Origin of the sequence: Nocardia sp. NPDC006630 (assembly GCF_040611495.1) — a bacterium.
Taxonomy (GTDB): Bacteria; Actinomycetota; Actinomycetes; order Mycobacteriales; family Mycobacteriaceae; genus Nocardia.
The window spans coordinates 441613-466297 of sequence record NZ_JBEXOK010000008.1 but is presented as its reverse complement, the minus strand read 5'-3'; the positions used below and the strand labels follow the sequence as shown (position 1 = coordinate 466297).

Below are 24685 nucleotides of genomic sequence, written 5' to 3'. Positions count from 1 at the left end.
CCCGGCACCCCGCGTGGCCGGGCTGGAACCAGGCCACCGCCGCATCGTATGAAGTCCGGAATGTCCGCGCCGTCCCACTCCGGTGGGTAGCAGGGCGAAAGACGCTGCTGGGGAGTGTTTTCCGGTCCGGAGAATCGGTATCCGTTGCGGACGGCCGATCGCACCCTCGGCAGCTTCGAAATGGCATGTTCAGGGTTGGTGATCATCGACCATAATTCGACGATGCAGTTTCCGCGCTCGACGGCCGAGACAGACCACGCCGAAGTTCGTACCCGGTGGACGCCCGCGCGAGTGGAGACGTTCAGCGATGGTGTGATGGCCATTGCGATCACGCTGCTGGTGCTCGAGATTCGGCTGCCGGAGGACGGTCGGGAGAATCTGCTGCATCAGTTGCTGTCGCTGTGGCCGAGTTACTTCGCGTATGTGGCCTCGTTTGCCACCGTCGGGGTCATCTGGGTGTGCCATCACAATTTCTTCGCCCGTATCCAGCATGTGGATTCGCTGCTGCAGTGGGGCAATATGCTGCTGTTGCTCTGTGTGGGCTTTCTGCCGTTCCCGACCACGGCGCTGGCGCACCATATCGATGGCGACCCCTGGAACGCACGCGTCGCGACCGCCTTCTACGGTGTGGTCGCCGCGGTGCAGGCAATGGCCTGGCTGATCATGTGGGTGGCGCTGCGACGTGATACGACGCTGTTCAAGCCGGGACACGATGCCGAATTCGTGCGTGTGCACAGCCGTTTGGCGTGGATCGGATTCATCGCGTTCGACGTGATCGCGCTCATCGGGCTGGTGCAGCCGATCGTGGCGCTCGTGCTCTATATGGTGGCGCTGGCCGTGTACGCGGCCACCAGCGGCGGCTGGCCCGGGGCGCAGCGCCCGCAACCGGCCGAGTGAGTCGGCTGCGGGCGAGGAGTGTCGCCGGGTACTGGGTACCGTTGCGGTCATGAACTCGCTGCTGCACCGGATCCTGGATATCGCCCCGGTGTGGGTGTACCTCATCGTCACGGCGCTGGTCTTCGTCGAGGACGCGATATTCGTCGGATTCGTGGTGCCCGGGGAGACCGCCGCGGTGCTCGGCGGGGTCGCTGCGAGTCAGGGGCACGTGTACCTGTGGGCGATGATCCTGCTCGTGGTGGTCGCGGCGATCCTCGGCGACAGTGTCGGCTACGAGATCGGCAAGCGCGTGGGCCCGCGCCTGCTGCAGGTCTCCATCCTGGATCGGCACCGCGGCCGGCTGGACCAGGCCCAGGACTTCCTGGCCCGCCGCGGCGGCTGGGCCGTCTTCCTCGGCCGCTTCGTGGCCTTCTTCCGCGCCATGATGCCCGCACTCGCCGGCACCTCCAAGATGCCCTACCGCCGTTTCCTCGCCTTCAACGCACTCGGCGGCATTGTCTGGGGCACGGCATTCGTGGTGCTCGGATTTGTTGCCGGACAGTCCTATGAGAAGGTCGCGAAGACCGTGGGGCGCGACGCCGCCATCGCGGCCGTCGTCATCGTGGTGGTGGCGCTCATCGTATGGAAGGTGCGCGAACGCCGCCGCGAGCGCTCGTTCGAGAGCGAGTACGAGTCCGCGCACGACGCCGACTGAGGCTCACCAGAGGGTGGCCGGTTGGCTGAAATCGTCGCGGGGTAGGGGGCCGTCGATGAAGGCCTTGACCCAGAGGCCGTTGACGGTGATGTCGCCGCCGTGATTGCCGAGGAAGGCGATATCGGAAGCGTCTCTGCCGGTGGCGATTCGGACCATGCTGGTGCGCGGGGCCAGGCCGGTGGGATCGAAGACCTGCCAGGCGCCGCGCACATAGGCCTCCGGGACCGAATGGAAATCCATGGGGAAGCAGCCGGGCGGGTAGACCGATGCGACGCGGGCGGGGACGCCGATGGCGCGCAGCAGGGCCACCACCAGATGGGAGAAGTCCCGGCACACACCGGTTCCCGACAGCAGCGTCTCCACCGCGCCATCGCTGGGCAGGCTGCTGCCGGGCGCGTAGCAGATGCGCCGGGCCACCCAGGCCGAGACTCGGGCCGGCATCTCCGGATCGTCTATGCCGCAGCCGAATTCGGCTGCGGCAAAGCCGAGTATCTTATCCGAGTCGATGAATCGGCTCGGGCGCAGATAGATCGAGCGGTCGTAGTCGGTGACGGGTTCCGGCGCCGCCGCGCCGAATACCGTCGCGCTGTAGTACGCGTGCAGATTCCCTGCGCCACTGTGTATTACGTGTATCCGGGTGCCGTGCGGCCCCAGTACCTCCTGCGGCTGCAGCGGGCTGCCGTTGAGTTCGAACACCAGTGATTCGTTCAGCTCGATTCCCGGCTGCCGGGCGACGGCAATCTGGAATTCGAGGACGGTCGAGGCATGGACTTTGACGTCGAGATGTACGGAGACGTCGCGCTTCACACCTCAATCGTGCCACCGTTCTACTGGTTGATGAACGTGGCGGCGATATTCCAGAAGATCGTCGGGTCGACGCTGTCGAAATCCCAGGTGTCGGTGACGCTGTAGGTGGTCGTGACAATGGCCGGAATATCGAAATCATTGCGGGTGGCGGCGCCGGTGGCCTCGAGTGCGGTGATGACATAGACGGTGGCGGATGCTGCGCTGTGGGGCATGGGAGAGCTCCAATCGAAGTACCGGGCCGAAAACGTTTCCGTTCAGTTTCATTCGGGGCATGGGTGCGGGGGAGGACCGAAAGCGCCAACTCGGTCGGCAACACGCCAAACTTTGCTGTGAGGGTGCTGGAATGCGCTCTCGCAGGGGAGTTTTCAGCTCCGGCCGGGTTCCTGCCAGCGCTGAATGGCACGGCGGAGACTGGCGGCGTCGGAGTAGCCGAGGATCTCCGCCTGCGCGGCGCGCGGGACCGGCCCGGCGCGATCCAGGCGCCGGCGGCGGGCTCGATCGAGCTCGCGACGCCAACTCGTCCCGGACTCGGCCAGTCGACGCTGCAGTGAGCGCGGCGAGGTATGAAGTTCGCGCGCAATGGCATCGAGGGTGGCCGTGCCCTGCGCCAGGGCCGCGTCGAGTGCCTCCGCCAAGCGGTCGGCCCAGGTCGGGGGAAACGGCGGTGTCGCGGGCAGGGTGGCCGCATAGCCGTGCAGGACGGCGGACAGGTCGGGATCGGCGGTCCGCAGCGGCAGTGCCAGGTCGGCCACACCCAGGGTGAAGCTGTCGCTCATCGCCCCGAAATCGACTGCCGCAGTGCCGAACAACTCGTCGAAGGCGCGCCGCGAATCGGGTGCGCGCTGCCGGAATGTCACCCGTACCGGATCCACGCGGCAGCCGGTGGCCGCACGAGCCCGGCCCAGCAGGAAGGCGAAGGCCGCGTGCACGGTCAGCTCGCGACCGCGGCCCTCCTCCACCAGCAATTGCAGTTCGTAGGTGACCTCCCGATCGCTGCGGTCGGTGATGCGCATGCCGTAGCTGGTGGTGAGCGATCCGGACAGGCGCAGGCAATCATCCAGCGCCGCACCGAGAGTCGGTGCGGCGAGGAACAGGTACTCCAGCAGCCCGAGCTCACCGTCCGTGCCGGTGGCGGAGCGCAGCGCGATATCCGGATCGTTCGACTCCTGTTCCAGCAACTCCCACAGCCGCAGGCAGTGCCGGCTGGAGACCCGGTCCCGCTCACCGCCGTCGGACCAGCCGGGCACTCCGGCTCGCTGCGCCAGGCGGTCGGGATCGAGTCCCGCCCGCGCGGCGCGCCGCAGGACGAACCGCGCCATGAGAATGCTGTCGGCTCGATCCGAGCGGGTACTCACCGGCGGAACTCACCGGATAGAGGCGGTCTCAATGCTGTTCGGCATCGGCGTGCGGATCGCCGGTGACGTCGAGCGTCTCCGACTGCCGCTTGCGCGCCCGGTCCACTTCCAGCCGCCAGGTCGTCCCCGAATCGGCCAGGCGTCGTTGCAAGGTGCGCGGACTGGTGAAGAGCCTGCGCGCCACCTGATCCAGCGACGGCTCGCCGTGACGCAGCTCCCGCCGCAGCTCGATGGCCACCCGGTCCGGCCATTCGGTGGCGTGCGGGGGCGGCGGCGGTGCGCTCGCCGCGTACCGGCGCAGCACCGCGGCCAGCATGGGATCGGCGGTGACCTGCGGCAGTTCGAAGTCGGTGAGCCGGTAGGTCATGCTGTCGACCGGCGCACCGAAATCCAGCCGGGTGGTACCGAAGTGCTCGATGAAAGCGCTGTGCTCCTGCGGCGCCCGCTGCCGGAACGTCATGCGCACCGGGTTGACAGGCCGTCCGGTCACCTGGCGGATGCGCGAAACCAGAATGCCGAGTGAGGACTGCACGGCCAGGTCCCGGCCGCGCCCTTCGGCATTGATCATATGCAGATCGAAGGTCGCCTCGGTCTCGGTCTGCTCGCCCGGGTCCATCCGGAAATTCGTGCTCACCGCGCCGACGTAGGGGCCCACCACTGCCAGGCCCTCACCGAGGGTATCGGCGGTGGAGATCAGATAGTCGAACAGGCCCAGCTCCCCGACGCGGTAGGTGCCGACCATCCGCAGCGTCGTATTCGGGTCGCCCACTTCACGTTCGAGTAGTTCCCACAGTCGCGGGTAATAGTCGCTGGGGGTTCGGGACTTGTTGTCGGCCAGTAGCCAGGTCGGCATCCCCGCCTCGCGCGCCAGCCGGTTCGGGTCGATACCCGCCGCTGCCGCGCGCGAGAGGATGAATCGCGGCATGAGAACGGTGTCGGAGGTGTGCATCGTGCAATGGTGCGGCGAAATCACCGGCGAATAGCCGGAATCGGCCGAACTGTGTTTCAGCCCGCTGTTTCCAGAACTTCCAGCGCCGCGGCGATCTGTGGCAGTACCGGCGGGCCGAAACCCGCGACCAGATCCGCGAGCGCCCGCGCCACATGTGGTCCGACCGCGGCGGCGGTCAGCACGTCCTCGGCGAGCACGATGCCGTTGACCACGTGCGCGGCACGGATGCGCTGATCGCCGGTGACCTCGTAGCGCCAGCTACCCAGCTGCAGGCGTTCGGGTTCGGAGCGGAACATTCCGCGCCGCGCCGGTGTGCGGATCGCGCCCGGCACTCCGGCGAACACCGTGAAGACCAGGCCGACACCGCCGGGACCGTGCAGCGCGGAACCGATGACACCGGCGGCGCGCTCCGGATCGAATCCGGGAAGGGTCATCGCCTAGCCGCCCATGGGGAGCACGAATTGCGGGGTGATGGTCTCGCCGCTGCCGATGCGGCGCACCGCGGTTCCCGCCGTGTAGAACTCCACCGTGTGCGCGCCCCAGGCGTAGTTCTCGATCCGGAACTCCACCCCGGTCACACCGGCGCCGCCGTCCCGCTCCGCCTCGGCCTGCATGCGCGACATGGCCAGTTCGCGAGCTTGATAGCTGCCCTGGGTCCACTGCGGCATCTCGACATTGTTGCCGATCTGGCGCAGCGACTGCATGAAACCCTGTACGGCGATGTGGAATACGCAATTGCCCATCACGAACGCCACCGGCGCGAAGCCGGAACGCAGCAGCGTCACCATGTCCTGACCGGAGAGGTGACTGGTGAAGGCCTGGCCGTTGGGGCGGCGGAACTTACCCGGCTCACCGGTGAAGCGGACCGCGGTGCCGACGGCGATGAACTCCAGATGACTGGCTTCGGCGCCCACATGACGCCACTGCAACCGCACCCCGACAATGCCGTCCGCGTGCAGTGCGTCGGCCTCGGCCTGCATGCGCGACATGGCATTCCAGCGCGCCCGATAGGTGGCCTCGGTGAGCACCGTCAGCTCCTGCTGCTGGCGGATACCGGTGAACTGGAAACCGACGTGATAGACCGAAACGCCCATGACCAGGTCGATCGGCTCGAAGCCCGCACCGTGCAACAGCGCGAACTCATTGACCGACAGGTCCGAGGTGAAGATCCGCCCCGCATGGGACAGGCGTTCACTCGCGGTCGGTTCCAGCGGTGATCCGGTATTCGGTTGCACGGTTCCTGCCCTTCCGATGACGACCATCGCCACTGTACGACGCCGAATCCGGGAATGCCCGGTGATCGGAATTCGGGCAGCGGCGCAGGCGTGGCAGCGGCCGTATGCTGGCGTTCGGGTGAGTGCGATGCGGCCGGGGAGCGGGATATGCGGGCAGATGTCAGGGGCAGTACCCTCCCGGTGCTGGAGATCCAGCTCGGAGCCCGGGGAGGCCGTGATCACCCCGCACGGCGAATTGTCCTGGATGACAACGAATATCGCCATGTCGCAGACCGCGAGCACCGGTAGCGGCGGGCTGCTGAAAGCCGTGAAGCGGGTCGCGGGCGGCGGCGGACTGCTGGTGACCAGGTATCAGGCGAACGACGGGACGGGGCTGGTGGCCTTCGCGGCCAAACTGCCCGGTCACATCATTCCGGTCGATATCGCGCCGCAGCGCAGCATTCTGGTGCATCGGCACGGGTGGCTGGCCAGTCAGCCCGGCGTGCACGTGAGTCTCGCACTGCAGCAGCGGTTCAGCGGCGGTCTGTTCGGCGGCACCGGTTTCCAGCTACAGCGCTTGGAGGGCGAGGGCCGGTCCTGGATCGAGCTCTCCGGCGAGCTGACCCGCTACACGCTGGAAAAAGGTCAGACCATGCTGGTGCATCCCGGGCATGTCGGAATGTTCGACCAGAGCGTGCAATTCAAGATGACCACGGTGCCCGGCATTCGGAACAAGCTCTTCGGCGGTGACGGCTTCCTGCTCGTGGCACTCACCGGCCCCGGGGAAATCTGCCTCCAGAGCATGCCCCTCCCCAACCTCGCCCACGCCCTCGCGCCCTACCTGCAGCCCTACTTCGACAATGAGCGCCGCGCCTCGCAGTAACCCCCGTCATCCCGGCATGTTTTTGGCCGGGATCCACTGAAACCGCTGGAGCGCAGCCGGTGTGGATCCCGGCCAAAAACGCGCCGGGATGACGGGCCGGTGCCGGGATGACGGGCCGGGCAGGGGTTACGGGTGGTATGCGGAAACGCGAACCGGCCGCCCTGTGGAAGGGGCGGCCGGTTTCGGGTCTTGCGGGTCGGGCGCTGGTATCAGCGGCGACCGGTGCGCGGGGAGGCGGACTGATCGCGCGACGCGGCCGCCTGGGGGCGGGAGGCGCGGCGGCGAGCAGGTGCGGCATGGGCGCGGTCGGCGCCGCGGGTGGCGGTGCCGGCAGCGCTGGCGCCGCGAGGTGCGTTTCCGGTGGAACCGGCATTGCGAGCGGAGGTTCCACTGCTCGCGCGGTCATCGCCCGTGCTGGTGGAGTAGGTGCTCGGGGCGCTCGCGCCACGGTCGTAGCCGGAGCCGCGGCCACCGCTGACACCACGGCGCTCGGCGCCATTGGCGCTGCGTGCGGCGGCGGTACCACCACTGCGGCCGTTTCCGGCGCCCGTGCCACGTACCGCGCCGTTGCCGGTGCCACGCGACGCTCCGGCGCCCGGGGTGCGGGCCCGCTGCGGGCGGGCGCCCTGACCACCGGACGCGCCGCGACGGCTGTCCGCGCGCCGCGGGTTGTCGATGCGGTCATCGGAAAGGGATGCGGCGGAGGGCGTTACGAGGGCGGCGACGGGGCCGACCAGCTCCGCCACGGAGGGGGAGTGCGCGGTCACGCGCTGCGGCTCGACATTGATGCCGGCCTTGCGCAGCAGGATGGCGACATCCTTGCGCTGCTCGGGCAGGACCACCGTGACCACATCGCCGGAGCTGCCGGCGCGGGCGGTACGGCCCGAACGGTGCAGGTACGCCTTGTGTTCCGCGGGCGGATCCACGTGCACGACCAGCTGGACGTCATCGACGTGCACACCGCGGGCGGCGACGTCGGTGGCGACCAGGACCCGGGCGGTGCCCGCGGAGAAGGCGGCCAGGTTGCGATCGCGGGCCGCCTGCGAGAGGTTGCCGTGCAGATCGGTGGCCGGAATGCCCGCGGCGGTCAACTGCTTGGCGAGCCGGCGCGCGTGATGCTTGGTGCGCATGAACAGGATTCGGCGACCCGCCCCGGAGGCCAGGGCATAGACCAGATCGCGCTTGGCGTCGGCGCCATTGGTCTCGAAGACGTGGTGGGTCATATCCGGGACATGCGAATCGGCCGAATCGACGCTGTGCGTCAGCGGGTTCCGCATGAACCGCTTGACCAGCTTGTCCACGCCATTGTCGAGGGTGGCCGAGAACAGCAGGCGCTGCCCGTCGGCGGGGGTCGCCGCGAGAATCCGGGTGACGCCGGGGAGGAAGCCGAGGTCGGCCATGTGGTCGGCCTCGTCGAGCACGGCGATCCGCACCCCGTCCAGCGACACCAGACGCTGCTTCATCAGGTCTTCGAGGCGACCGGGGCAGGCGACGACAATGTCGACACCGGCCTTGAGGGCCTTGGCCTGGCGGTTCTGCGGGACGCCGCCGAAAATGGTGGTCACCGTCAGCCCGGTGGCCTTGGCCATCGGCTCGATGGCGGTGGCGATCTGAGTCGCCAGCTCACGTGTCGGGGCAAGAATCAGACCGACCGGGCGGCCCGGGCGGCGAGCGCCTCCGGCGCCACCGGCGAGCCGCTCGACCAGCGGAATGGAGAAGGCCAGCGTCTTACCGCTACCGGTCCGGCCGCGGCCCAGCACATCGTGGCCGGCGAGGACGTCGACCAGCGTGGCGGCCTGAATCGGCATCGGTGCGGTAATACCGCCCTTGGCCAGCGCGGCGATGATTTCTTTGCGTACGCCGAGAGCGGCGAAAGACGTGGTGGGGCTGGATGAGGGAGTCGTCATAAAGGTTCCTGGTGCCTTTCGAGCATCGGGGTGAATCGCAGGGGCGTGCCGGACTGTCGTCCGCACTTGCTGACCTCGCTGCGTGGCCGACGCGAAGAAAAGACATCCACGACGGAGTGGAGTATGCAAGATCGCTACTCGACGGCTACAACCATAGCTCAACCCCGCTGATTCCCAGCCATCCGCCGAATGTGATGTCGCTTGCCTCCGGTTTCAGAGTGACCCAGGCCTCAGTTCGGCGGTGCGCTGATAGCCGGCGGACCGCCACGCGTGTGCGAGGAATCAGGGGCGTGTCGCTCGACACTCAGGTCTGGCGCAGCGGTTCGTAATCGGCGGCGGTGAGGCCGAAGGTCCAGGCGACGCCCTCCTTGGCGGTGCGGGTGCCCGGGGGCACGCGCAGCCAGTAGGTATTGAAGGTGCCGTCGGGCTCGGCGGTGGAATTGACGACCTCGACCATGGCCACGTCCTCGTCGTCAGGAAGGGGTATGCGCCAGAGGATTCCGGTCTCGTCACGATGCACCGGTTCGGCGTTCGATTCGGCGAGGTAGCGGTCGTAGCCGAAGATCTCGAGCATGACGCGGCGGAGTTCGGCATTCTCCTCGGTGCGAATGCGCCCGGGAGTCAGCGCATTCAGATTCGCCAGGAAGTCCGCGGGGACGGGCATGCCGCGCCAGGCGTGCAGGGCGAAACCGTCGGGATAGACCAGGGCGGGGCCGTCGGCCGCATGCAGTCGGCCCGCCTCGTCGCGCAGCAGCCGGACGGGGCGCTCGGAGAGGACGACCACCTGTTCGAAGGGCCACCACCAGCCGGCATTGCGCGCCACCGCGGCGAGCCCGGCGAGCCGGTCGCTGCCCTCGAACGCGGCCAGCCAGGGCGCATCGTGCTGTCCGAGTACGGCATCCAGCAGCAGGCCGCGAATATCGCTCGCGGCGGCGGCGCGGACCTTGCGGTCCTCGTTCTCGGATTCGGGTCCGAGCAGCGCCGCCACGACGCCCGCGCGAATACGGTCGGTCAGCATGCGGGTGTTGTCCCACAGCTGCGCGCCGGTGGCATTCCACCGCTCCGCCCACCCCTCGGGGCCGAGTTCCGCATGGACACTCCGGCGTTCGGCCGCCCACGGCCGCGTGCGGATCTCGCCGAGCACGGCGCGGCCGGGGTTCTCCAGGGCACGCACCGCGGCCACCGCCGCGAGTGGCGAATCGACCCAGAGGTAGCGGCTCGGTGCGGTCAGTCCCGCGTCGGTATAGGCGCGGCGCACCGCGGCCTCGGCGGCGCGGCGGTCGGCGGGCGCGGTGGCCGTCGCCACGGCGCGCCACTCATCGATGGTCTGCATGAAATCCCGTCTGTGGCCGGTGCGGTGATGATTCGATATTCGGCGGGCGCGGCGGTCAGTCCGCGACAATGCGGACGGCGCCGGGCAGATACTCGCGCTGGCGCACCACCCGGAACCAGCCCTGCGGCAGCACGATCGCCGCATGCTCCTCGTGTACCAGCCGCCCGCCCTCGGGCAGGTGCAGGAACATATGCGGCGCGCTCGCCCGCACCAGTCGTCCCGGCGCGGCCAGCGCATGGGCGTGGCCGGTGACCTCGCCGAGTGCGAGCACCATGCGCCCGCGGGCATCCCGGGGCTCGCCCGGCGCCTGCAGCGCCGATGCGGGCACTCCTTCGGTGGCGATCGGCACGACCAGCACATCCCCCTGTCGGAACATGAGCGCTTCCCTCCTGTGCCGGCACCCCGTGCGCCGGCTCGATATCGAAAGTAGCGGTGGGGTACGACAATTCGCGGCGGCCCCGAGCTGTTCACCGCCCGCGCCCCGGCCTGTCGGAGGGACTTGATAGAACTGGCTGGCACATCAGACCACCCACAGCCTTGGCGGGGGAGTACACGCGATATGGCAATTTCCGACCACCTGCAGCAGTTCCACGGACTGCCCGTGTTCGAGTTCCCCGACGCCGCTGCGAAAGTCGAGCTACCGCAGCCCGCGACCGTGGCGTGGCGTATCGCGATCGAACCGTACGGCGATTCCGCGGAAACGTGGCCGGAGGCCTTCGCACGCTTCCTCGAAACGGTTGACAGCACGCAGGTTCGGGCCCTGGTCATCGGCTCCTGGGGTGAGTCGGAAGAGGATTCCGCGCCGATCATCGCCGCCTTGGTCGACGCGAAGGATCGACTGCCCGCAGTGCGCGGCGTCTTCCTCGGTGACATCACCTACGAGCAGAACGAGATCTCCTGGATCCACCAGTCCGATGTATCGCCTTTGCTCGCAGGCTTTCCGGAGCTCGAGGAGTTCGGCGTACGCGGTGGTGAACAACTCGCGTTCCCGGTTCTCACGCATACCGCGCTGCGCACCCTGTCGGTGCAGGCCGGCGGTTTGGGTGCGGAGGTAGTACAGGGTATCGGCGCGAGTGAACTGCCCGCGCTGGAGTCGCTCGATATCTGGCTCGGCGTCTCCTGGTACGGCGGCACCACCACGATCGCCGATCTGGAACCCATCCTGTCCGGCGCGAAGTTTCCGCGCCTGACGCATCTGGCCCTGCGCAACAGCGAGATTCAGGACGAGGTCGCCGCCGCCGTGGCGGGTGCGCCGGTGGTGGCACGCCTGACCACACTGGACCTATCCATGGGCACCCTCGGCAATGAGGGCGCCGAGGCGCTGCTCGCCGGGCAGCCCCTCACCCACCTGCGCAAGCTCGATCTGCACCATCATTTCATCGGTCCGGAGATGCAGAAGCGGCTGCTCGCGGCGCTGGAACCGGCCGGTGTCGTCCTGGATCTCTCGGACGCCGAGGTCGAGGACGAAGAGGAAGATCCGGAGGATCGCCGCTACACCGCCGTCTCGGAGTGACCATTGCGCACCCGCCCCGGATCGCGATAGTCGGGAATCCGGGCAATCGCCGGGTAGCGCTGTTCCGGGATGCGGTGCACCGGGCGGGATTACCCGAGGCCCGCCCGGTCGGCTGGGCCGAGGTGCTCGCCGGCCGGGCCGAATTCCACGCCGGTGAGCTGGTTCGCCTCGATTCACCGGGTGAGGATCCGGCGCTCGAGCTGGCGCTGCGCGGTGTCACCGATCCGACCCGCGTGGAGGGCACGGCGCTCTGGTACGAGCGCTTCACCGCGGCTGCCCGATCGGTCGCGGCCCAAGTGTTCGCATGCGGCGCAACACTTCTCGACGACCCGTCCGAGCTCGCGGTGCTCTTCGACAAGCGCCGGTGTCACGAGGTGCTGCGGAATGCGGGTGTCGCCGTGCCGTTTTCGCCTACCTCGGGGGTATCGACGCCGGTGCGCGGCTGGGACCACGCGCGCAGCCTGATGGCCGAAGCCGGTGCGAGCCGGGTGTTCATCAAGCTCGCGCACGGTTCCTCGGCGTCCGGTGTGCTGGCCGTCGAAACGGCGAGTGGTGGCCGGGTGCAGGCCACGACGTCCGTGCAGCGGGATGCGCAGGGCAGGCTCTTCAACTCGCTGCGGGTGCGGCGCTACCGCACTGAGATGGAGCTGGCGGCCATGGTCGACACCCTCGCACCGGACGGTCTGCACATCGAACGCTGGCTGCCCAAGGCTGCGCAGGGCGGCCGCAGCGCCGACCTGCGAGTGGTGGTCGTGGACGGCACAGCCACCCATGCCGTGGTGCGGACCAGTCCTTCGCCCATGACGAACCTGCATCTCGGCGGAGCCCGCGGCGATCTCACCGCGGCGCGCACCGCCATCGAGACCGCGGGCGGAAGCTGGGCCGAGATGCTTGCGCTGTGCGAACGCGCCGCCGCCTGCTTCCCGCATTTCTCCCGGGTCGGAGTGGACGTGCTGCCCGGAATAGGCTGGCGGCGTTTCGCCGTCGGTGAGGTGAATGCCTTCGGCGACCTGCTGCCCGGCCTCCGGGGCCTGGACGGCAGCGGCGCGGAATCCGGCGACACCTACGATGCGCAGGTCACCGCCATAGTCCGGAAAGCCAGGAACGAGCACCATGTCAACGCCTAGCGCGCAGCCGGATATGAACGAGGTGATCGGCCGCGACGATCTGCTGCTGGTCACCCTCGATACGCTGCGTTTCGATGTGGCCGCCGAACTGTTCGAGGCGGGCCGGTTACCGAATCTGGCGCGCCATCTGCCCGGCGGGTGGGAGAAACGCCATGCGCCGGGCAGTTTCACCTATGCCTCGCATCAGGCCATATTCGCCGGCTTCCTCCCGACACCCGCGACGCCCGGCCCGCATCCACGATTGTTCGCCTCCCGATTCGCGGGCAGCGAGACGACGGCGGGGCGCACCTTCGTCTATGACACTCCCGATCTCGTCTCCGCGCTGGCCGCGGCGGGGTATCGCACGGTATGCCTCGGCGGTGTCGGCTTCTTCAACAAGCAGGGTGCACTGGGCTCGGTGCTGCCGGGCATGTTCCAGGAAAGCCATTGGGAATCGGAGTTCTCCGTCGCCTCGCAGACTTCCTTCGAGGCGCAGATCGCCCGCGCCGAGCAGGTGATCGCCGAATTGCCGCAGGAGCGCAGGCTTTTCCTGTTCGTCAATGTGTCCGCGCTGCACCAGCCCAATTGGTTCCATCTGCCGGGCGCGACCAGGGATGCGGGGGACTCCCGCGAAACCCATGCCGCCGCACTGGAATACGTGGATCGGCATATCGGCCGCCTGTTCGCCGCCGCCGGAAGCCGCCGCCGCTGCTTCACCATTGTCTGCTCCGATCACGGAACCGCCTACGGCGACGACGGTTTCACCGGGCACCGGCTCGGGCACGAAGCCGTGTGGACAGTTCCCTATGCCCAGTTCTTTCTCGAGGCCCACACATGAGCACGATCACCCGACCGCGTCCCTATCAGAACTACGTCTACGGCTATCCCCACAAGACGGCGTACCGGCCGCTCGGCGCGGACAGTCCGCTGCTGAGCGAGCTGTGGGCGAACGAGCCCAAGGACGCGCTCTCGCTGTACGCGCATATTCCGTTCTGTGAATACCGTTGCGGTTTCTGCAATCTGTTCACCCGAGTCGGCGCGCCCGATGACCTGACCGGCCGCTACCTGGATGCACTCGAGCGGCAGGCCGGGGCGGTGCGGGCGGCCCTGGGCGATGACGGCCCGGTCCGGTTCGCGGCGGCGGCTTTCGGTGGCGGCACCCCCACCTATCTCTCGGCCGCGGAGTTGGCGCGGCTCTGCGATATCGCCGAGCGGCAGATGGGCGCGGATCTGCGGTCGATTCCGCTGTCCGTGGAGACCTCACCGGCGACGGCGACGGCGGATCGGCTCGCGGTGCTGGCCGAGCGCGGCGCCACCCGGGTGAGCATCGGTGTGCAGAGCTTCGTCGATGCCGAGGCCCGGGCGGCGGTGCGGCCGCAGCGCCGGGCGGAGGTCGAGGCCGCGCTCGAAACCATTCGGGCAGCACGGATTCCGATATTGAACATCGACCTGATCTACGGCATCGACGGGCAGACGGAACAGACCTGGCGCACCTCACTGGATGCGGCGCTGACCTGGCGGCCCGAGGAGCTCTATCTGTACCCGCTGTATGTGCGGCCGCTGACGGGGTTGAGCAGACGCGATGCGGATGCCGACTGGGACGAGCAGCGACTGCGGCTGTACGCGTTCGGCCGCGATCATCTGCTCGCACACGGGTATGAGCAGACCTCCATGCGCATGTTCCGCCGAATCGGTTCCGTGAGTGCCGGACCCGGTGACTACGCGTGCCAGACCGACGGCATGATCGGCCTGGGTTGTGGCGCACGCTCGTACACCGCCGGTCTGCACTATTCGTTCGATTACGCGGTCGAGACCCGCGAGGTGCGCGGCATTATCGATACCTACACGCGGACAAGCGATTTCAGTCGCGCCGAGGTCGGTCGCCGGATCGACGAGGACGAGGCCCGCCGCCGCCATCTGCTGCAATCGCTGCTGCAGGCCGAGGGCATGGATATCGCCGCCTATCGCACGCGTTTCGGCGCGCATCCGGCCGAGCACTTCGCCGCGGAGCTACACGAATTCGCCGAATCAGGTTGGCTGGATTCGGGATCGGACCTGCTGCGCCTCACCCCGGAGGGTCTCGCCTACTCGGATGCGCTGGGCCCCAGGCTCTTCTCGCCCGCGGTGCACGCCGCCATGGCGGCCTACGAACCGAAGTGAGCCGATGGACCTGACCATTCTCTACCGCGGCCCGCTGGCCTCCTGCGATTACGACTGCCCGTACTGCCCCTTCGCCAAGCGGCGCGACAGCCGCGAGCAATTGCGAGCCGATCGCGCGGCTCTCGAACGGTTCGCCGCCTGGGTCGCGCAGCAGCACGATGACCGGCTGTCGATCCTGTGCACGCCGTGGGGTGAGGGTTTGGTCCGCTCCTGGTACCGGCGCACGCTGACCGAACTCTCCCATCTGCCGAATGTCGCCCGAGTCGCCATCCAGACCAATCTGAGCTGTCGCACCGACTGGCTCGCCGATGCCGACCCCGGCACCCTGGCGCTGTGGTGCACCTACCACCCGGGCCAAACGCCGTACGACCGCTTCACCGCCAAAATCGCCGACCTCGAACGCCTGGGCATCCGCTTCAGCGTCGGCGTGGTGGGTTTCCCGGAACACCTCGAAGCCGCGCGCCGTCTCCGCGCAGATCTCCCCGGCCATGTCTATCTGTGGGTGAACGCACCGGAGGGACAACAGCTTTCGGAGCAGGAGTCCGCCGACTGGCTGGCCCTGGACCCGCTCTTCGAATACAGCAGACACCCGCACACCTCAGCGGGAATGCCCTGCCGCACCGGGGAATCGGTCATCTCCGTCGACGGTGACGGCACCGTCCGCCGCTGCCACTTCGTCCGCACCGAACTGGGCAACCTCTACGACGGCTCCTACCGCACCGCCCTGACCCCCCGCCCCTGCCCATTGGCCCTGTGCGACTGCCACATCGGCTACGTCCACCTCGAAACCCTCCCGCTCTACGACGTCTTCGCCGGCGGCGTACTCGAGCGAATCCCCCAAAACCTCCCCTGACCCCGAACACCCTCCGCGTCATGCCAACTGGGGCGAACCATCAGCGATGCGCCCCGGCGCTCCAATCAATGGAGCGCCGCATCGAGCGGGCTCTCACGGTGGCCATTCGCGGCGTGTCGCCACCATGAGAGCCCACTCGATGAGTGAACGAGTGGTGGCTCGCGGTAGAGGTCGGGGGCGGTCTGTGCTGATCCCGAACTTGTTGTGCTTCAGGTTCAGTGGGTCAGGGTGACTTTGGCGAGGCCCGTGGGATGGTCGGCGTCGATGCCGAGGGTGCGGGAGATTGCCAGGGCGAGTTGCTGGCCGCGGATGGTGGCCAGTAGGCATTCGCCGAGGTGGGTCAGGGTGGGCCAGGTGAGGGTGGCTTCGTTGGCGGTGCCCGCCAAGACGATCGGGGCGTAGCGGGCGGTGAGGGGGTAGCGGAGGTCGAGGGTGTCGGTGTCGGCGGGGCCGGAGCCGGCCAGCAGGAGGGCGGGGGTGCCGGGGCCGGTGACGGCGATCGGGCCGTGGCGGAAATCGGCGGTGGAGAAGCCGTGTGCCATCAGGCCGGTGGTTTCCTGGAGTTTGAGGGCCGTCTCCAATGCGGCTGGGTAGCAGGCGCTTCGGCCGACGACGGCCAGGCGGTCGACGGTGGCCAGCAGGGCCGCGGCGCGATCGACGCCGGCGGTATCGGTGAGGAGTTGTGCTGCGGCAGCGGGTAATTCGGCGGCCTGCGGGGCGGTCATGCCGCCGGTGCCGAGACCGGAGGCCAGGGCGAGGACGGCGAGCATTTGGCTGGTGACGGTTTTGGTGGCCGGAACCGCGCGCTCCGGCCCGGCCTCGAGCCCGACGGTGTAGTGCGCGGTTCGGGCCAGTGCGGAGTCCGGGTCATTGGTGATCGCGACGACCCGGGCCCCGACCGCCGCGTAGCGCCGGGTGAGGTCGACGATCTCCGGTGTGCGGCCGGACTGCGACAGGGCGATGAGCAGCCAGCCCCGGAAGCCTTCGGGCTCACGGCCGTAGGCGGTCGCCAGGCTGGGTGCGACCAGGCAGGTGGGCAGTCCGGTCTGCAACTCCACGGCGTACCGGCCCAGTAGCGCCGCATGGTCCGACGAGCCGCGCGCCAGGAAGGCGACACCGGCGGGACCGCCGCCGCCGCCGAAGAGCGCGGCGGCCTGGGCGCCGACATCGGCGAAGCGATCGGCCATGGCCGCCAGAACCGCGGGCTGCTGGCGCATCTCGGCATCCATCAGGCGGCCGAGCCGGGTGGCATTCATCAGGGTCCTCCGGTGGTCGATGGTAGTGGTGGCGTACTGGTTTCGGCGGCGAGGGCCAGGGTGACGGCCCCGTGCAGGGAGGCGTCCGCCAGGAAGTGGGCCGCCCGGACCTCGGGCGGGAAGGCGGTGGCGGAGGCCACCAGATCGGTGAGCGGCGGCAGGATGACATCGGCGGCGGCCATCATGCCGCCGCCGATGACTATCCGTGCCGGGTCCACCAGCGCGGCCAGATTGCCCAGTGCGGTGGCAAGGGTTTCCAGCATGTGCCGCACCAGTTTCCGGGCCTCCGGATCGGTGCGCCGGAAGAGCTGTTCGCCGGTGATCTCGGTGCCCAGCGCTGCCGAGGCGCGCTGCGCCAGCCCGCGCCCGGCGACGTACTCCTCCAGGGGGGCGCGCCCGGCGGCGACCGCCCCGACCCGCGCGAAACCGGGGTTCATATAACCGATTTCGCCCGCCGCCGAATGCGCGCCCGGCACCACCTGCCCGCCGACGATCAGCGCGGCCGCAATCCCGGTGCCGAGGCTGACATAGATCCCGGTGTCGATGCCGCGCAGCGCTCCGAACCGGACCTCGGCCAGCGCCGCCGCCCGCACATCATTGGCCACCTGCACCCGCGCCACTCCGAATTCGGCGGCGAGCCGGGCCGACAGCGCCAGCGTTTCCCAACCCGGCAGATTGGGGGTGAGCGCGATGCCGTCGGCCCGGATCACGCCCGGGCACACCGCCGCCCACGCGGTGACCGGCAGACCGAGCCCCTCATGCGCGGCCTGCTCGAGTCGTCGCACGGATGCGGCGGTGCGGGCCAGGATGTGGTCGGGACCGAGATCGGTGCGGGTGTCCAGGCGCTCCCGCTCCAGCACCGCGCCGCGGGCGTCGGCGAGGGCTATCTCGGTCTTGGTGCCGCCGAAATCGACGCCTATGACGGCGAATTCGCTGGCTTCGTGCATGCGGAATCCTCGGAGTCGGCCGGGCCCTGCGAGTGCGTCGGCCCGGCGGGAGCGGGTCAGTCGACGACGGCCTCGGTGGGTTCGGGGTTGCGGTACTCCTCTCGAATGTCCTTGGGGCCGAACGGCCAGACGTGTTCGACCCGGGCCCAGACGGCGAAGGCGACAATGCCCAGCGCGACCCACACCAGCGACCATTCGATGGGATGCACACCCGGATTCGACTTGTCGGCATAGCCGTAGATGACCAGCCAGCCGATCGCGGCGACGATGGCGGGCAGCGGATAGAGGAACATGCGATAGGGCCGGGGCAGATCCGGCTGGCGGCGGCGCAGCACGATGACCGCGGCGATCTGCGCAAAGGCCTGGACGATCACCATGACCGTGGTGAGCAGTGAGATGAGCACCGTCAGCGGTGGATGCGCGGCGCTGGTGCCGATATGGCGGGCCAGCAGGAAGCCGCCCGCGGTGACCACGCCCATGGCCAGCAGTCCGAGCACCGGGAACTCGTGCTTGGGATGCAGCTTTCCGAAGGAGCGGAAGAACACTCGATCGTGTGCCGCGTTGAACGGCACTCGCGAGCCGCCGAGCAGTCCGGTGAAGATCGAGGCGAATGCCGTGATCAGGATGAGTCCGGTGACCACCTGGGCGGCGCCCTTGCCCATGGTGGTTTCCAGTACCGCCGACGCCACCGATTGGGAGGCGACATTGTTCGGGTCGAGCATGTCCTGCCAGTGCGTCACGCCCAGGACGCCGATCTGCATGAGCAGGTAGACGGCCATGACGCCGACGATGGCGAACACGATGGAGCGCGGCAGCACCCGGCCCGGATTCTTCACCTCCGCACCGAGATACGCGCTGGTGTTGTAGCCGAGGTAGTCGTAGATGCCGATGGTCAGGCCGGAGGCGAAGCCCAGCCAGAAGCTGCCGTGGCCGAGTTCGACGGCGTGCTCGGGCCAGGTGAAGGCCAGGTCGGGATGGAAATGCGTGAACGAGGCCAGAATGACCGCGCCCACCGAGATGATCATGATCGTCCACATGACGACGGTGATCTTCCCGATGCTCTCGACCCGCCGCCACAGCAGCAGCACCACCGCGACGACCACCGCGATGCCGACCAGATCGCCCTGGCCGGTGCTCATGGACGGCCACAGGTAGCCCAGGTACTGGACCAGTCCCTGCACGCCCGTGGACATGATGAGCGGGATGAAAAGCATTGCGGTCCAGACGAACAGGAACGGCATGAGCCGTCCGCTGCGGTACTGGAACGCCTCGCGCAGATAGATGTAGGTGCCGCCGGCGCCGGGCAGCGCGGCGCCGAGCTCGGCCCAGATGAGGCCGTCGACGAGGGCCAGTACCGCGCCGGCGACCCAGCCGATGACGGCCTGCGGGCCGCCGAATGCCGCGACCATCAGCGGGATGGTGACAAAGGGGCCGATGCCGACCATCTGACTCATATTGATGGCGGTGGCCTGGAACAGGCCGATTCTTCGGGGGAGTTGGCGGGGGCCGGACATGGGTTCCTCCGGTGGGAGCGGAGCGAGTGGTTTAGTAAAGTTAAATTCCTTTACTATTGGCGTCAAGAGGTCATCAAGATTCGACTGCCTAGAGTTGGGGCGGCAACCCGAGCGAGAAATGGAAGGCGATGGACGAAGTCCCCTGGAACCGGCAACGCCTGCGCAGCAATAACGAATGGCTCCTGCTCGAACAGCTGCGCACCGCGGGCCCGTCGAGCCGTGCCCAACTCGCGAGGGACACCGGACTTTCCAAGCCCACGGTGTCCAGTGCCCTTGCGGCACTGCAGCAGAGCGGGCTGGCCCGGGAGAGGGGCACGGTGTCCCCGGAACGTGGCCGGACCGCGGTGCTCTACGAGCCCGATCCGACCGCCGGATATGTGCTCGGCATCGATATCGGCCGCGCCAATCTGCGTGCCGCCGTCGCCGACATGTCGGGAAAGGTGCTGGCGCGCACCGATATCGCGAACCGGGCGCGCACCGCGACCGCTGTCGCCGACAGCGCGGTGCAGGCCGCCGAAGAGGTGCTGGCCGCTGCGAATGTCACGGCCGATCAGGTGATTCACGCGGCGCTCGGCAGTCCCGGCGTCTTCGATCCCGAGGACGGCCGCATGCACTTCGCGGTGAACCTGCCCGGCTGGGGTCGTGCCGGACTGCTCGACACCATCCGGCAGCGGCTCGGCGGGCCGGAGCTGTCGGTGCATAATGACGCGAACCTCGCGGCGCTGGGCGAATACGTGTTCGGGGTCGGTCGCGGCAGCCGGTTGTTCGTCTACGTGCTGATCGGCACCGGGCTCGGTGTCGGCATCGTGTCGCAGGGGGAACTGTTCACCGGCGCGCACGGGGCGGCGGGTGAAGTCGGGTTCCTGCCGACGACTTTCGGTGTCCCGGAGGTTGATCCGCCGCGCCGGGGTGCCCTCGAGGAGGCGGTGTCGGCGGAGGCTGTGGTGCGCGCCGCCCGGGCGCAGGGGATGACGGGACGTCTCACCGCCAAGCGTGTTTTCGAACAGGCCCGTGCGGGACACCCCATTGCCGCGAATGTCGTTCGGCAGGAAGGCGAACGCGTCGCCCTGGTGGTAGCCGCGGTGACAGCGGTACTCGACCCGGATGTGATCGCCCTGGGCGGCGGGCTCGGCCACAGTGCCGACCTGTACCTGGACCAGGTCCGCGAGGCTCTGGCCCGATCGACGCCGTTGCGGCCCCGGGTGGCCTCCAGCGAATTAGGCGACGATGCAGTGCTTTTGGGGGCCATAGCCACCGCGCTGCGCGTTGCTCGACCTCAGGTCTTCGACCGCAGAACGGCACACTGACGGCACCATCGGATACGCAGGAGCGCCGCAGGCTCTCGGCCTGCGGCGCTGTGCTTTTCGGTTGTCGGTCACTGCCCTCAGGCTCCGGTATTGACCGGCAGCGAGATGACGAGGTCCTGTTCGTTCTGGGGGAGGTAGTGCACCTGCACCACCCGGCCGATCTGGACGAGGCCGACCTGGGTCGGGGGCAGGAACTTTTCGGTGCGGGCCTCGAAGTTGCTGCCGTCGGGGCGGGTGACGATCAGGGTCAGGTCCAGGCGGGGGTGGCCGTCGCGGATTTCACCGGGGACCGAGAGCGCGCGGACGACGGCCTGGGCGGGAATGCCGTTGCGGGCGATATTCAGCTTGGCCTCGGTGGTGATGCCCTTGCGAATCATGGCCTGGTTCATGGCATCCTGCGCTGCGGCGCTGTTGCCGGAGAGGTCGATCTCCACCCGGCCGGGGCGGTCGGGCAGATAGCGGACGGGCAGCACCACACCGGGGCGCAGCAGGGCCAGTTCGGTGAACGGCACGATCATCTTGGCGTAAGCGGGGAAGGTCTTGCCGTCGACGCCCTCGACCCGGAAGTCGATGCGCACCTGCGGCTGCTCATTGAGGGAGACGCCGGTATTGCGCACCGATTCGACGGTGCCGAGACCGATCGGGCCGTGCCGGAACTCTGAGCTGTTGTTGCCGGTCAGGGCCGACATGATGCTGTCGCCGGTGAAGGCGAAAACGATGGGGACGATGGTGAGGGCGGCGATCGGGAGCCCCATCTGCCAGCCGACCCAGGGGAGGAAGTCATCGGAGGTGAGGCCGTGCCACAGGTAGTAGGCGACCGACAGCACCAGGAACGCGGCGGCGGCAATACGGATCGGAGTCTTCATGATTTCCTCGAAATCAATTGCTGGGCAAGAAGTATGAGTCCCGCTCATGCCCGGAGCGGCATGAGCGGGGCGGGTGGAATCGCCGTTGCGCGGGATCAGCCGCCGACGATGCTGGAGCAGGCGAAGGTGATGTCGAACTTCGAGTTCTTGACTCCGGCAGTCGGATTGGTGAGGTCGGGGGCGCCGACACCCTCACCGGTGACGTGATAGGTATTGCCGCTCTTGGTGACCGTGGCGGAGCCGCCGGGAGCGCCGTTGCCGTAGCCGACCGCGTACGGCATTCCGTTCTGGCCGCCCTTGGAGCCGGCGATGCCGACCGCCTGCACGGTGTTGTCGCCGACGATGGCGGCGCTCACGCTGAGCTGGCCGTAGGTGGAATTGCCGGTATCGGTCAGGGCCAGGGCCAGGGTGCCGCCCTGCTTGGCGCAGGTGGTGGTGAAGTTGGCGGTCAGGGCATTGCCGTCGACGGAGGCGCTGGACTTTCCGGCGGGTGCGGCGGTGCCGGGTGCGGCCGAGGTGGCTGCGGAGGCCGACGTGGTGGGGGCCGCCGAGGAGGAGGGTGAGCTGCTGGAGTTGCTACTGCAACCGGTGACCAGCATCGCGGTGGCGGCGGTGGCGGCGAGGGCGGCGGTGGTCAGGCGAATCGACTTGGTGTTCATGGTGGTTCCTTGTTCTCTGGTTCGGTTCGCTGTCGGAGCCGATGAGAGAACCGTAGGAAGCACCCCACGCCCTACCGATACCAACTTTCAGCGCGCGAGAGTGGGGGAAACTCCGCTAACCTGGGCGAATGCGACAGCCGCGGGCAATGGTGCTTGATGAGGTCTGGCGCCGGCTGGCCGGTGTCGAAGCCTTGAGCGGGCCGAATGGCGGTCCGCTGCGCCGCACCGTGAAGTTGATTCTGGATCCGCTGGTCATCCGCCCGGTGCAGCATCCGCTGTGTGCGGGCACGATCCTGACCGCCGACGGGGCGGTACTGCTGGCAACCCGCATCCACGCCGCCGCCGACGTCCTGCGGGCCACCGCCGCCTGGTTCACCCTGCTCAAGCAGACCCGGCGGGCGCTGCGCATCACCGAGGGCAATGCGCAGGATCTGTACTTCCAGCGCTGCTTCGAGCTGGCGACCGTCTCGGGCATGCCGAACGCCGCGCGGGACGGGGCCGCGGCCGAGGCCGCCCTGCGGGAGATCCACGATCTGACCGCCGGGCGCACCACCCAGGCACTGAAGGAGTATCTGACCGATCCGGCGCGGGCACGCGAGGTGAGCGAGCTGATCGGGACGGCCTGGCGGCGGCGGCCGCTCACGGCCACCCCCGACCACGCGCAGGCGCTGGCCGAACTGCTCGATGGCTGCGCGGCGGCGCGGCTCGGTGACGGCGGTAAGGACGTCGATATCGACGATCTGGTGGCTGCGTCCATGGGAACGCACAGCGGGATTCGGCTGTGGCGGGAGGAAAACGGCGGTGCGGCAGCGGAATTGGGGCTGACCACGCATCCGCTGCCGCAGCCGCCGCGGGTGGGGGAGTCGGCCTCGAAGGCGAGCCTGAGCCTGCCGTTCGACCGCACCATTCACGAGCGGGTCTTCACCGTGCTGCAGGCCGCCAGCGAACGCGCCGACCTGCCGCCGATTCCGGAGCTGGTGGACGCCGAGATCGCCCGGGCCTGCGCGCCGTGGGCGCTGCTGGACGAATCGCTGCGGGTCACCGCCGCCGCGGGCACCGTGCTCGCCATCCAGTTGCGGCCCATCGACGAGGACCGGGCCGTCGCGACGGCGGGCGCCGCGCGGGTGATCAATGGGCGTTGGCAGCGGGAAGCGTATGTCCTGCAGGCTCGTAGGATGGTGGTGCGGTCGGATGCGACGGCGGGACCGCTGGCGGTGATCGCGGCGGATCTCCAGGTGCCCTGGCGGCCGTATCTGCGCCGGCTCTGGCCGCGGCTACACGGGCGCGATGTGCGGGAAATGCCGGTGTACGCGCCGGATGAGCTGTGGGATCTGCTCGATGGCGTGGCGCGTTCGGTGATTCTCGATCACCGTATGCGGGTGAAGCGGGCCTTGGCGGCGACAGCGGTCGCGGCCGAACTCGATGACCTGGAATCGAGGGTGGGATGAGCGGCTCGGCATTGCAGATCCGGCGCTACGGGGGCGGGCTGAGCGGCATTGTGCCCGCCGGCGCCGCGACGGTGCTCGATGCGGCGGCCGAGGTGGACACCATGGTGCTCGAGGTCACGGGTGGCTATCTGAGCTGGAGTGTGCTTGCCGGGCAATCGGTTCCGGCGGCGGTGATCGACGATCTGGAGCTCGCGCAGGAGTGGGTGTGGGCCATGTACGGCGCGCCGATCGCGCTCGCTCTCGATCGGGACCAGGCCGGCGAGGCGACGGCGGCGCCCGCGCTACCGGCGCTGGCGGTGAGCGCCTGGCGACTTGCGTACGCGCACTGGGCGGCTCGATGGTGGCCCGCCTCGACGCTGGATGGGATCGCGCCGCTCGATGCGGGGCTGCTGGAGCGCGATATCGCGGCGCTCACGCTGGAGTGCGAATCGCTGGTGGATGGCGCGGACGCTCTGGTTCCGGCGGTGGCCCAGATGGTCGAAACTCGTTTGCGGGCTGCGGATTACGCATTGGCTGCGGGTGAGAAGACAGCCGATGGGCTGGTGCTGGCGCGCGGGGTCGGCGGCTGGGATTGGCGGCGGTGCCCGCCCGGGCTGGTGGATGCGTCCGAGCGGGCGGTGTCCTGGCAGGCGGTTCGGGAGGCGGGTGCGACGACCGTGGCGGTCAGCGCGGTGGCGGCCCCGGGAGTTCCCGCCGACGTGCCCGCGCATCTGCGGCCGTGGGCGCGTATCGATACCGGTGCGGGCGTGGGGGAGATCGCACTACGCGCCGAGGGCGGCGCCTGGGTCGGCGAACTCGCCGTGGCCGGTGCGGATCCGAGTGTGCACGTGGATATTCACGTGCCCGGGTTCGGAGTGAACCCCGGCTCTGATTCCACCGAAATGCGGCAGCGGATTCGTGCGTTCGCGGTCGAGCGCTTGCGGCGCACCGCCGTTCCGGGCTCGGTCGACGGGGCGCCCGATGCCCCGCTGCTCGCCGAGATCGCCGCCGCCGCCGACGATTCGGACTTCTGAGTTG

25 protein-coding genes are annotated in these 24685 nt (G+C 68.7%); 11 read left to right on the top strand and 14 right to left on the bottom strand.

Annotated features, from left to right (window positions below; genetic code table 11):
* Window positions 1-222: 222 nt before the first annotated feature.
* Both ABZX86_RS25865 and ABZX86_RS25860 read left to right on the top strand, forming a co-directional pair.
* Entirely contained in the window at window positions 223-897 is a 675-nt protein-coding gene (locus ABZX86_RS25865; protein WP_355127221.1) for a TMEM175 family protein, read from the top strand.
* 49 nt (window positions 898-946) lie between these two features.
* Window positions 947-1591, top strand: coding sequence for a DedA family protein (locus tag ABZX86_RS25860; RefSeq protein ID WP_355127220.1), 645 nt, complete (start codon window positions 947-949; stop codon window positions 1589-1591).
* Between the two features lie 3 nt (window positions 1592-1594).
* On the opposite strand, the gene ABZX86_RS25855 is transcribed toward ABZX86_RS25860, so the two are convergent.
* The 6 genes from ABZX86_RS25855 to ABZX86_RS25830 all read right to left on the bottom strand — a co-directional run bounded on the left by ABZX86_RS25855 (window position 1595) and on the right by ABZX86_RS25830 (window position 5964).
* On the bottom strand, window positions 1595-2398 hold the full coding sequence (locus ABZX86_RS25855; RefSeq protein WP_355127219.1) for a transglutaminase-like domain-containing protein: 804 nt from the start codon (window positions 2396-2398) through the stop codon (window positions 1595-1597).
* A 20-nt stretch (window positions 2399-2418) separates the two neighbouring features.
* The gene (locus ABZX86_RS25850) at window positions 2419-2610 is read right to left on the bottom strand and encodes a hypothetical protein (protein WP_297613687.1); all 192 of its coding nucleotides are present in this window, start codon (window positions 2608-2610) and stop codon (window positions 2419-2421) included.
* 153 nt (window positions 2611-2763) lie between these two features.
* Complete coding sequence (locus ABZX86_RS25845) at window positions 2764-3753, bottom strand: AraC family transcriptional regulator ligand-binding domain-containing protein (RefSeq protein WP_355127218.1); 990 nt, start codon at window positions 3751-3753, stop codon at window positions 2764-2766.
* A gap of 28 nt (window positions 3754-3781) precedes the next feature.
* Window positions 3782-4702, bottom strand: a complete 921-nt coding sequence (locus tag ABZX86_RS25840; RefSeq protein ID WP_355127217.1) for an AraC family transcriptional regulator ligand-binding domain-containing protein — start codon at window positions 4700-4702, stop codon at window positions 3782-3784.
* A gap of 56 nt (window positions 4703-4758) precedes the next feature.
* The gene (locus ABZX86_RS25835) at window positions 4759-5136 is read right to left on the bottom strand and encodes a DUF5073 family protein (RefSeq protein ID WP_355127216.1); all 378 of its coding nucleotides are present in this window, start codon (window positions 5134-5136) and stop codon (window positions 4759-4761) included.
* Between the two features lie 3 nt (window positions 5137-5139).
* Window positions 5140-5964: a heavy metal-binding domain-containing protein gene (locus ABZX86_RS25830; RefSeq protein ID WP_327141503.1), complete on the bottom strand. Its 825-nt coding sequence runs from the start codon at window positions 5962-5964 to the stop codon at window positions 5140-5142.
* On the opposite strand from ABZX86_RS25830, the gene ABZX86_RS25825 reads away from it, so the two are divergent.
* Entirely contained in the window at window positions 5954-6799 is an 846-nt protein-coding gene (locus ABZX86_RS25825; RefSeq protein WP_355127215.1) for an AIM24 family protein, read from the top strand. The genes ABZX86_RS25830 and ABZX86_RS25825 overlap by 11 nt on opposite strands.
* Before the next feature lie 209 nt (window positions 6800-7008).
* Here ABZX86_RS25825 and ABZX86_RS25820 read toward each other — a convergent pair whose 3' ends face one another.
* The 3 genes from ABZX86_RS25820 to ABZX86_RS25810 form a co-directional block, all read right to left on the bottom strand.
* Window positions 7009-8706, bottom strand: a complete 1698-nt coding sequence (locus ABZX86_RS25820) for a DEAD/DEAH box helicase (RefSeq protein ID WP_355127214.1) — start codon at window positions 8704-8706, stop codon at window positions 7009-7011.
* A gap of 304 nt (window positions 8707-9010) precedes the next feature.
* A complete protein-coding gene (locus ABZX86_RS25815; RefSeq protein WP_355127213.1) occupies window positions 9011-10039 on the bottom strand; it encodes a DUF6745 domain-containing protein in 1029 nt (342 codons plus the stop codon).
* Window positions 10040-10094: 55 nt separating this feature from the next.
* Entirely contained in the window at window positions 10095-10415 is a 321-nt protein-coding gene (locus ABZX86_RS25810; protein WP_355127212.1) for a hypothetical protein, read from the bottom strand.
* Between the two features lie 183 nt (window positions 10416-10598).
* Here ABZX86_RS25810 and ABZX86_RS25805 point away from each other — a divergent pair, with 183 nt between their 5' ends.
* Genes ABZX86_RS25805 through ABZX86_RS25785 form a run of 5 tightly spaced genes read left to right on the top strand, consistent with a single transcriptional unit; the run spans window position 10599 to window position 15671 of the window.
* Window positions 10599-11552: an STM4015 family protein gene (locus tag ABZX86_RS25805; protein WP_355127211.1), complete on the top strand. Its 954-nt coding sequence runs from the start codon at window positions 10599-10601 to the stop codon at window positions 11550-11552.
* Window positions 11549-12679 (top strand): STM4014 family protein, encoded by a 1131-nt coding sequence (locus ABZX86_RS25800; protein ID WP_355127210.1) that lies wholly within the window; start codon window positions 11549-11551, stop codon window positions 12677-12679. Before ABZX86_RS25805 ends, ABZX86_RS25800 begins: the two co-directional genes overlap by 4 nt.
* The gene (locus tag ABZX86_RS25795) at window positions 12666-13496 is read left to right on the top strand and encodes an STM4013/SEN3800 family hydrolase (RefSeq protein ID WP_355127209.1); all 831 of its coding nucleotides are present in this window, start codon (window positions 12666-12668) and stop codon (window positions 13494-13496) included. The genes ABZX86_RS25800 and ABZX86_RS25795 overlap by 14 nt, the downstream gene beginning before the upstream one ends.
* Window positions 13493-14818 (top strand): STM4012 family radical SAM protein, encoded by a 1326-nt coding sequence (locus tag ABZX86_RS25790; RefSeq protein WP_355127208.1) that lies wholly within the window; start codon window positions 13493-13495, stop codon window positions 14816-14818. Before ABZX86_RS25795 ends, ABZX86_RS25790 begins: the two co-directional genes overlap by 4 nt.
* A 4-nt stretch (window positions 14819-14822) precedes the next feature.
* Window positions 14823-15671: an STM4011 family radical SAM protein gene (locus tag ABZX86_RS25785; RefSeq protein WP_355127207.1), complete on the top strand. Its 849-nt coding sequence runs from the start codon at window positions 14823-14825 to the stop codon at window positions 15669-15671.
* A gap of 215 nt (window positions 15672-15886) precedes the next feature.
* Here ABZX86_RS25785 and ABZX86_RS25780 read toward each other — a convergent pair whose 3' ends face one another.
* The 3 genes from ABZX86_RS25780 to ABZX86_RS25770 are packed head-to-tail and all read right to left on the bottom strand — an operon-like array spanning window position 15887 to window position 19388.
* Complete coding sequence (locus tag ABZX86_RS25780; protein ID WP_355127206.1) at window positions 15887-16927, bottom strand: SIS domain-containing protein; 1041 nt, start codon at window positions 16925-16927, stop codon at window positions 15887-15889.
* Window positions 16927-17874, bottom strand: coding sequence for an ROK family protein (locus tag ABZX86_RS25775; RefSeq protein ID WP_355127205.1), 948 nt, complete (start codon window positions 17872-17874; stop codon window positions 16927-16929). The genes ABZX86_RS25780 and ABZX86_RS25775 overlap by 1 nt, the downstream gene beginning before the upstream one ends.
* A 56-nt stretch (window positions 17875-17930) precedes the next feature.
* Entirely contained in the window at window positions 17931-19388 is a 1458-nt protein-coding gene (locus ABZX86_RS25770) for an APC family permease (RefSeq protein WP_355127204.1), read from the bottom strand.
* Between the two features lie 128 nt (window positions 19389-19516).
* Here ABZX86_RS25770 and ABZX86_RS25765 point away from each other — a divergent pair, with 128 nt between their 5' ends.
* Window positions 19517-20695 (top strand): ROK family transcriptional regulator, encoded by a 1179-nt coding sequence (locus tag ABZX86_RS25765; protein WP_355127203.1) that lies wholly within the window; start codon window positions 19517-19519, stop codon window positions 20693-20695.
* 77 nt (window positions 20696-20772) lie between these two features.
* Here the strand turns inward: ABZX86_RS25765 and ABZX86_RS25760 are convergent, their stop codons facing one another.
* Together ABZX86_RS25760 and ABZX86_RS25755 are read right to left on the bottom strand one after the other, a co-directional pair.
* Window positions 20773-21561, bottom strand: coding sequence for a hypothetical protein (locus ABZX86_RS25760; protein WP_355127202.1), 789 nt, complete (start codon window positions 21559-21561; stop codon window positions 20773-20775).
* Window positions 21562-21656: 95 nt separating this feature from the next.
* Window positions 21657-22220: a lipoprotein LpqH gene (locus ABZX86_RS25755; protein ID WP_355127201.1), complete on the bottom strand. Its 564-nt coding sequence runs from the start codon at window positions 22218-22220 to the stop codon at window positions 21657-21659.
* A 146-nt stretch (window positions 22221-22366) separates the two neighbouring features.
* On the opposite strand from ABZX86_RS25755, the gene ABZX86_RS25750 reads away from it, so the two are divergent.
* Window positions 22367-23668 carry a hypothetical protein gene (locus ABZX86_RS25750; protein WP_355127304.1) on the top strand — a complete coding sequence of 434 codons (1302 nt, stop codon included), beginning with the start codon at window positions 22367-22369 and terminating at the stop codon, window positions 23666-23668.
* Window positions 23665-24681 (top strand): hypothetical protein, encoded by a 1017-nt coding sequence (locus ABZX86_RS25745; protein ID WP_355127200.1) that lies wholly within the window; start codon window positions 23665-23667, stop codon window positions 24679-24681. The genes ABZX86_RS25750 and ABZX86_RS25745 overlap by 4 nt, the downstream gene beginning before the upstream one ends.
* Window positions 24682-24685: the final 4 nt, after the last annotated feature.

What these genes read in the sequence shown, in the direction of transcription:
- ABZX86_RS25780 (WP_355127206.1), bottom strand. Translation starts at nt 16,927, where the DNA reads ATGAATGCCACCCGGCTCGGCCGCCTGATGGATGCCGAGATGCGCCAG.
- ABZX86_RS25805 (WP_355127211.1), top strand. Translation starts at nt 10,599, where the DNA reads ATGGCAATTTCCGACCACCTGCAGCAGTTCCACGGACTGCCCGTGTTC.
- ABZX86_RS25795 (WP_355127209.1), top strand. Translation starts at nt 12,666, where the DNA reads ATGTCAACGCCTAGCGCGCAGCCGGATATGAACGAGGTGATCGGCCGC.
- ABZX86_RS25860 (WP_355127220.1), top strand. Translation starts at nt 947, where the DNA reads ATGAACTCGCTGCTGCACCGGATCCTGGATATCGCCCCGGTGTGGGTG.
- ABZX86_RS25770 (WP_355127204.1), bottom strand. Translation starts at nt 19,388, where the DNA reads ATGTCCGGCCCCCGCCAACTCCCCCGAAGAATCGGCCTGTTCCAGGCC.
- ABZX86_RS25815 (WP_355127213.1), bottom strand. Translation starts at nt 10,039, where the DNA reads ATGCAGACCATCGATGAGTGGCGCGCCGTGGCGACGGCCACCGCGCCC.
- ABZX86_RS25825 (WP_355127215.1), top strand. Translation starts at nt 5,954, where the DNA reads ATGACGACCATCGCCACTGTACGACGCCGAATCCGGGAATGCCCGGTG.
- ABZX86_RS25840 (WP_355127217.1), bottom strand. Translation starts at nt 4,702, where the DNA reads ATGCACACCTCCGACACCGTTCTCATGCCGCGATTCATCCTCTCGCGC.
- ABZX86_RS25820 (WP_355127214.1), bottom strand. Translation starts at nt 8,706, where the DNA reads ATGACGACTCCCTCATCCAGCCCCACCACGTCTTTCGCCGCTCTCGGC.
- ABZX86_RS25790 (WP_355127208.1), top strand. Translation starts at nt 13,493, where the DNA reads ATGAGCACGATCACCCGACCGCGTCCCTATCAGAACTACGTCTACGGC.
- ABZX86_RS25865 (WP_355127221.1), top strand. Translation starts at nt 223, where the DNA reads ATGCAGTTTCCGCGCTCGACGGCCGAGACAGACCACGCCGAAGTTCGT.
- ABZX86_RS25775 (WP_355127205.1), bottom strand. Translation starts at nt 17,874, where the DNA reads ATGCACGAAGCCAGCGAATTCGCCGTCATAGGCGTCGATTTCGGCGGC.
- ABZX86_RS25835 (WP_355127216.1), bottom strand. Translation starts at nt 5,136, where the DNA reads ATGACCCTTCCCGGATTCGATCCGGAGCGCGCCGCCGGTGTCATCGGT.
- ABZX86_RS25830 (WP_327141503.1), bottom strand. Translation starts at nt 5,964, where the DNA reads ATGGTCGTCATCGGAAGGGCAGGAACCGTGCAACCGAATACCGGATCA.
- ABZX86_RS25810 (WP_355127212.1), bottom strand. Translation starts at nt 10,415, where the DNA reads ATGTTCCGACAGGGGGATGTGCTGGTCGTGCCGATCGCCACCGAAGGA.
- ABZX86_RS25750 (WP_355127304.1), top strand. Translation starts at nt 22,367, where the DNA reads ATGGTGCTTGATGAGGTCTGGCGCCGGCTGGCCGGTGTCGAAGCCTTG.
- ABZX86_RS25745 (WP_355127200.1), top strand. Translation starts at nt 23,665, where the DNA reads ATGAGCGGCTCGGCATTGCAGATCCGGCGCTACGGGGGCGGGCTGAGC.
- ABZX86_RS25760 (WP_355127202.1), bottom strand. Translation starts at nt 21,561, where the DNA reads ATGAAGACTCCGATCCGTATTGCCGCCGCCGCGTTCCTGGTGCTGTCG.
- ABZX86_RS25755 (WP_355127201.1), bottom strand. Translation starts at nt 22,220, where the DNA reads ATGAACACCAAGTCGATTCGCCTGACCACCGCCGCCCTCGCCGCCACC.
- ABZX86_RS25765 (WP_355127203.1), top strand. Translation starts at nt 19,517, where the DNA reads ATGGACGAAGTCCCCTGGAACCGGCAACGCCTGCGCAGCAATAACGAA.
- ABZX86_RS25785 (WP_355127207.1), top strand. Translation starts at nt 14,823, where the DNA reads ATGGACCTGACCATTCTCTACCGCGGCCCGCTGGCCTCCTGCGATTAC.
- ABZX86_RS25850 (WP_297613687.1), bottom strand. Translation starts at nt 2,610, where the DNA reads ATGCCCCACAGCGCAGCATCCGCCACCGTCTATGTCATCACCGCACTC.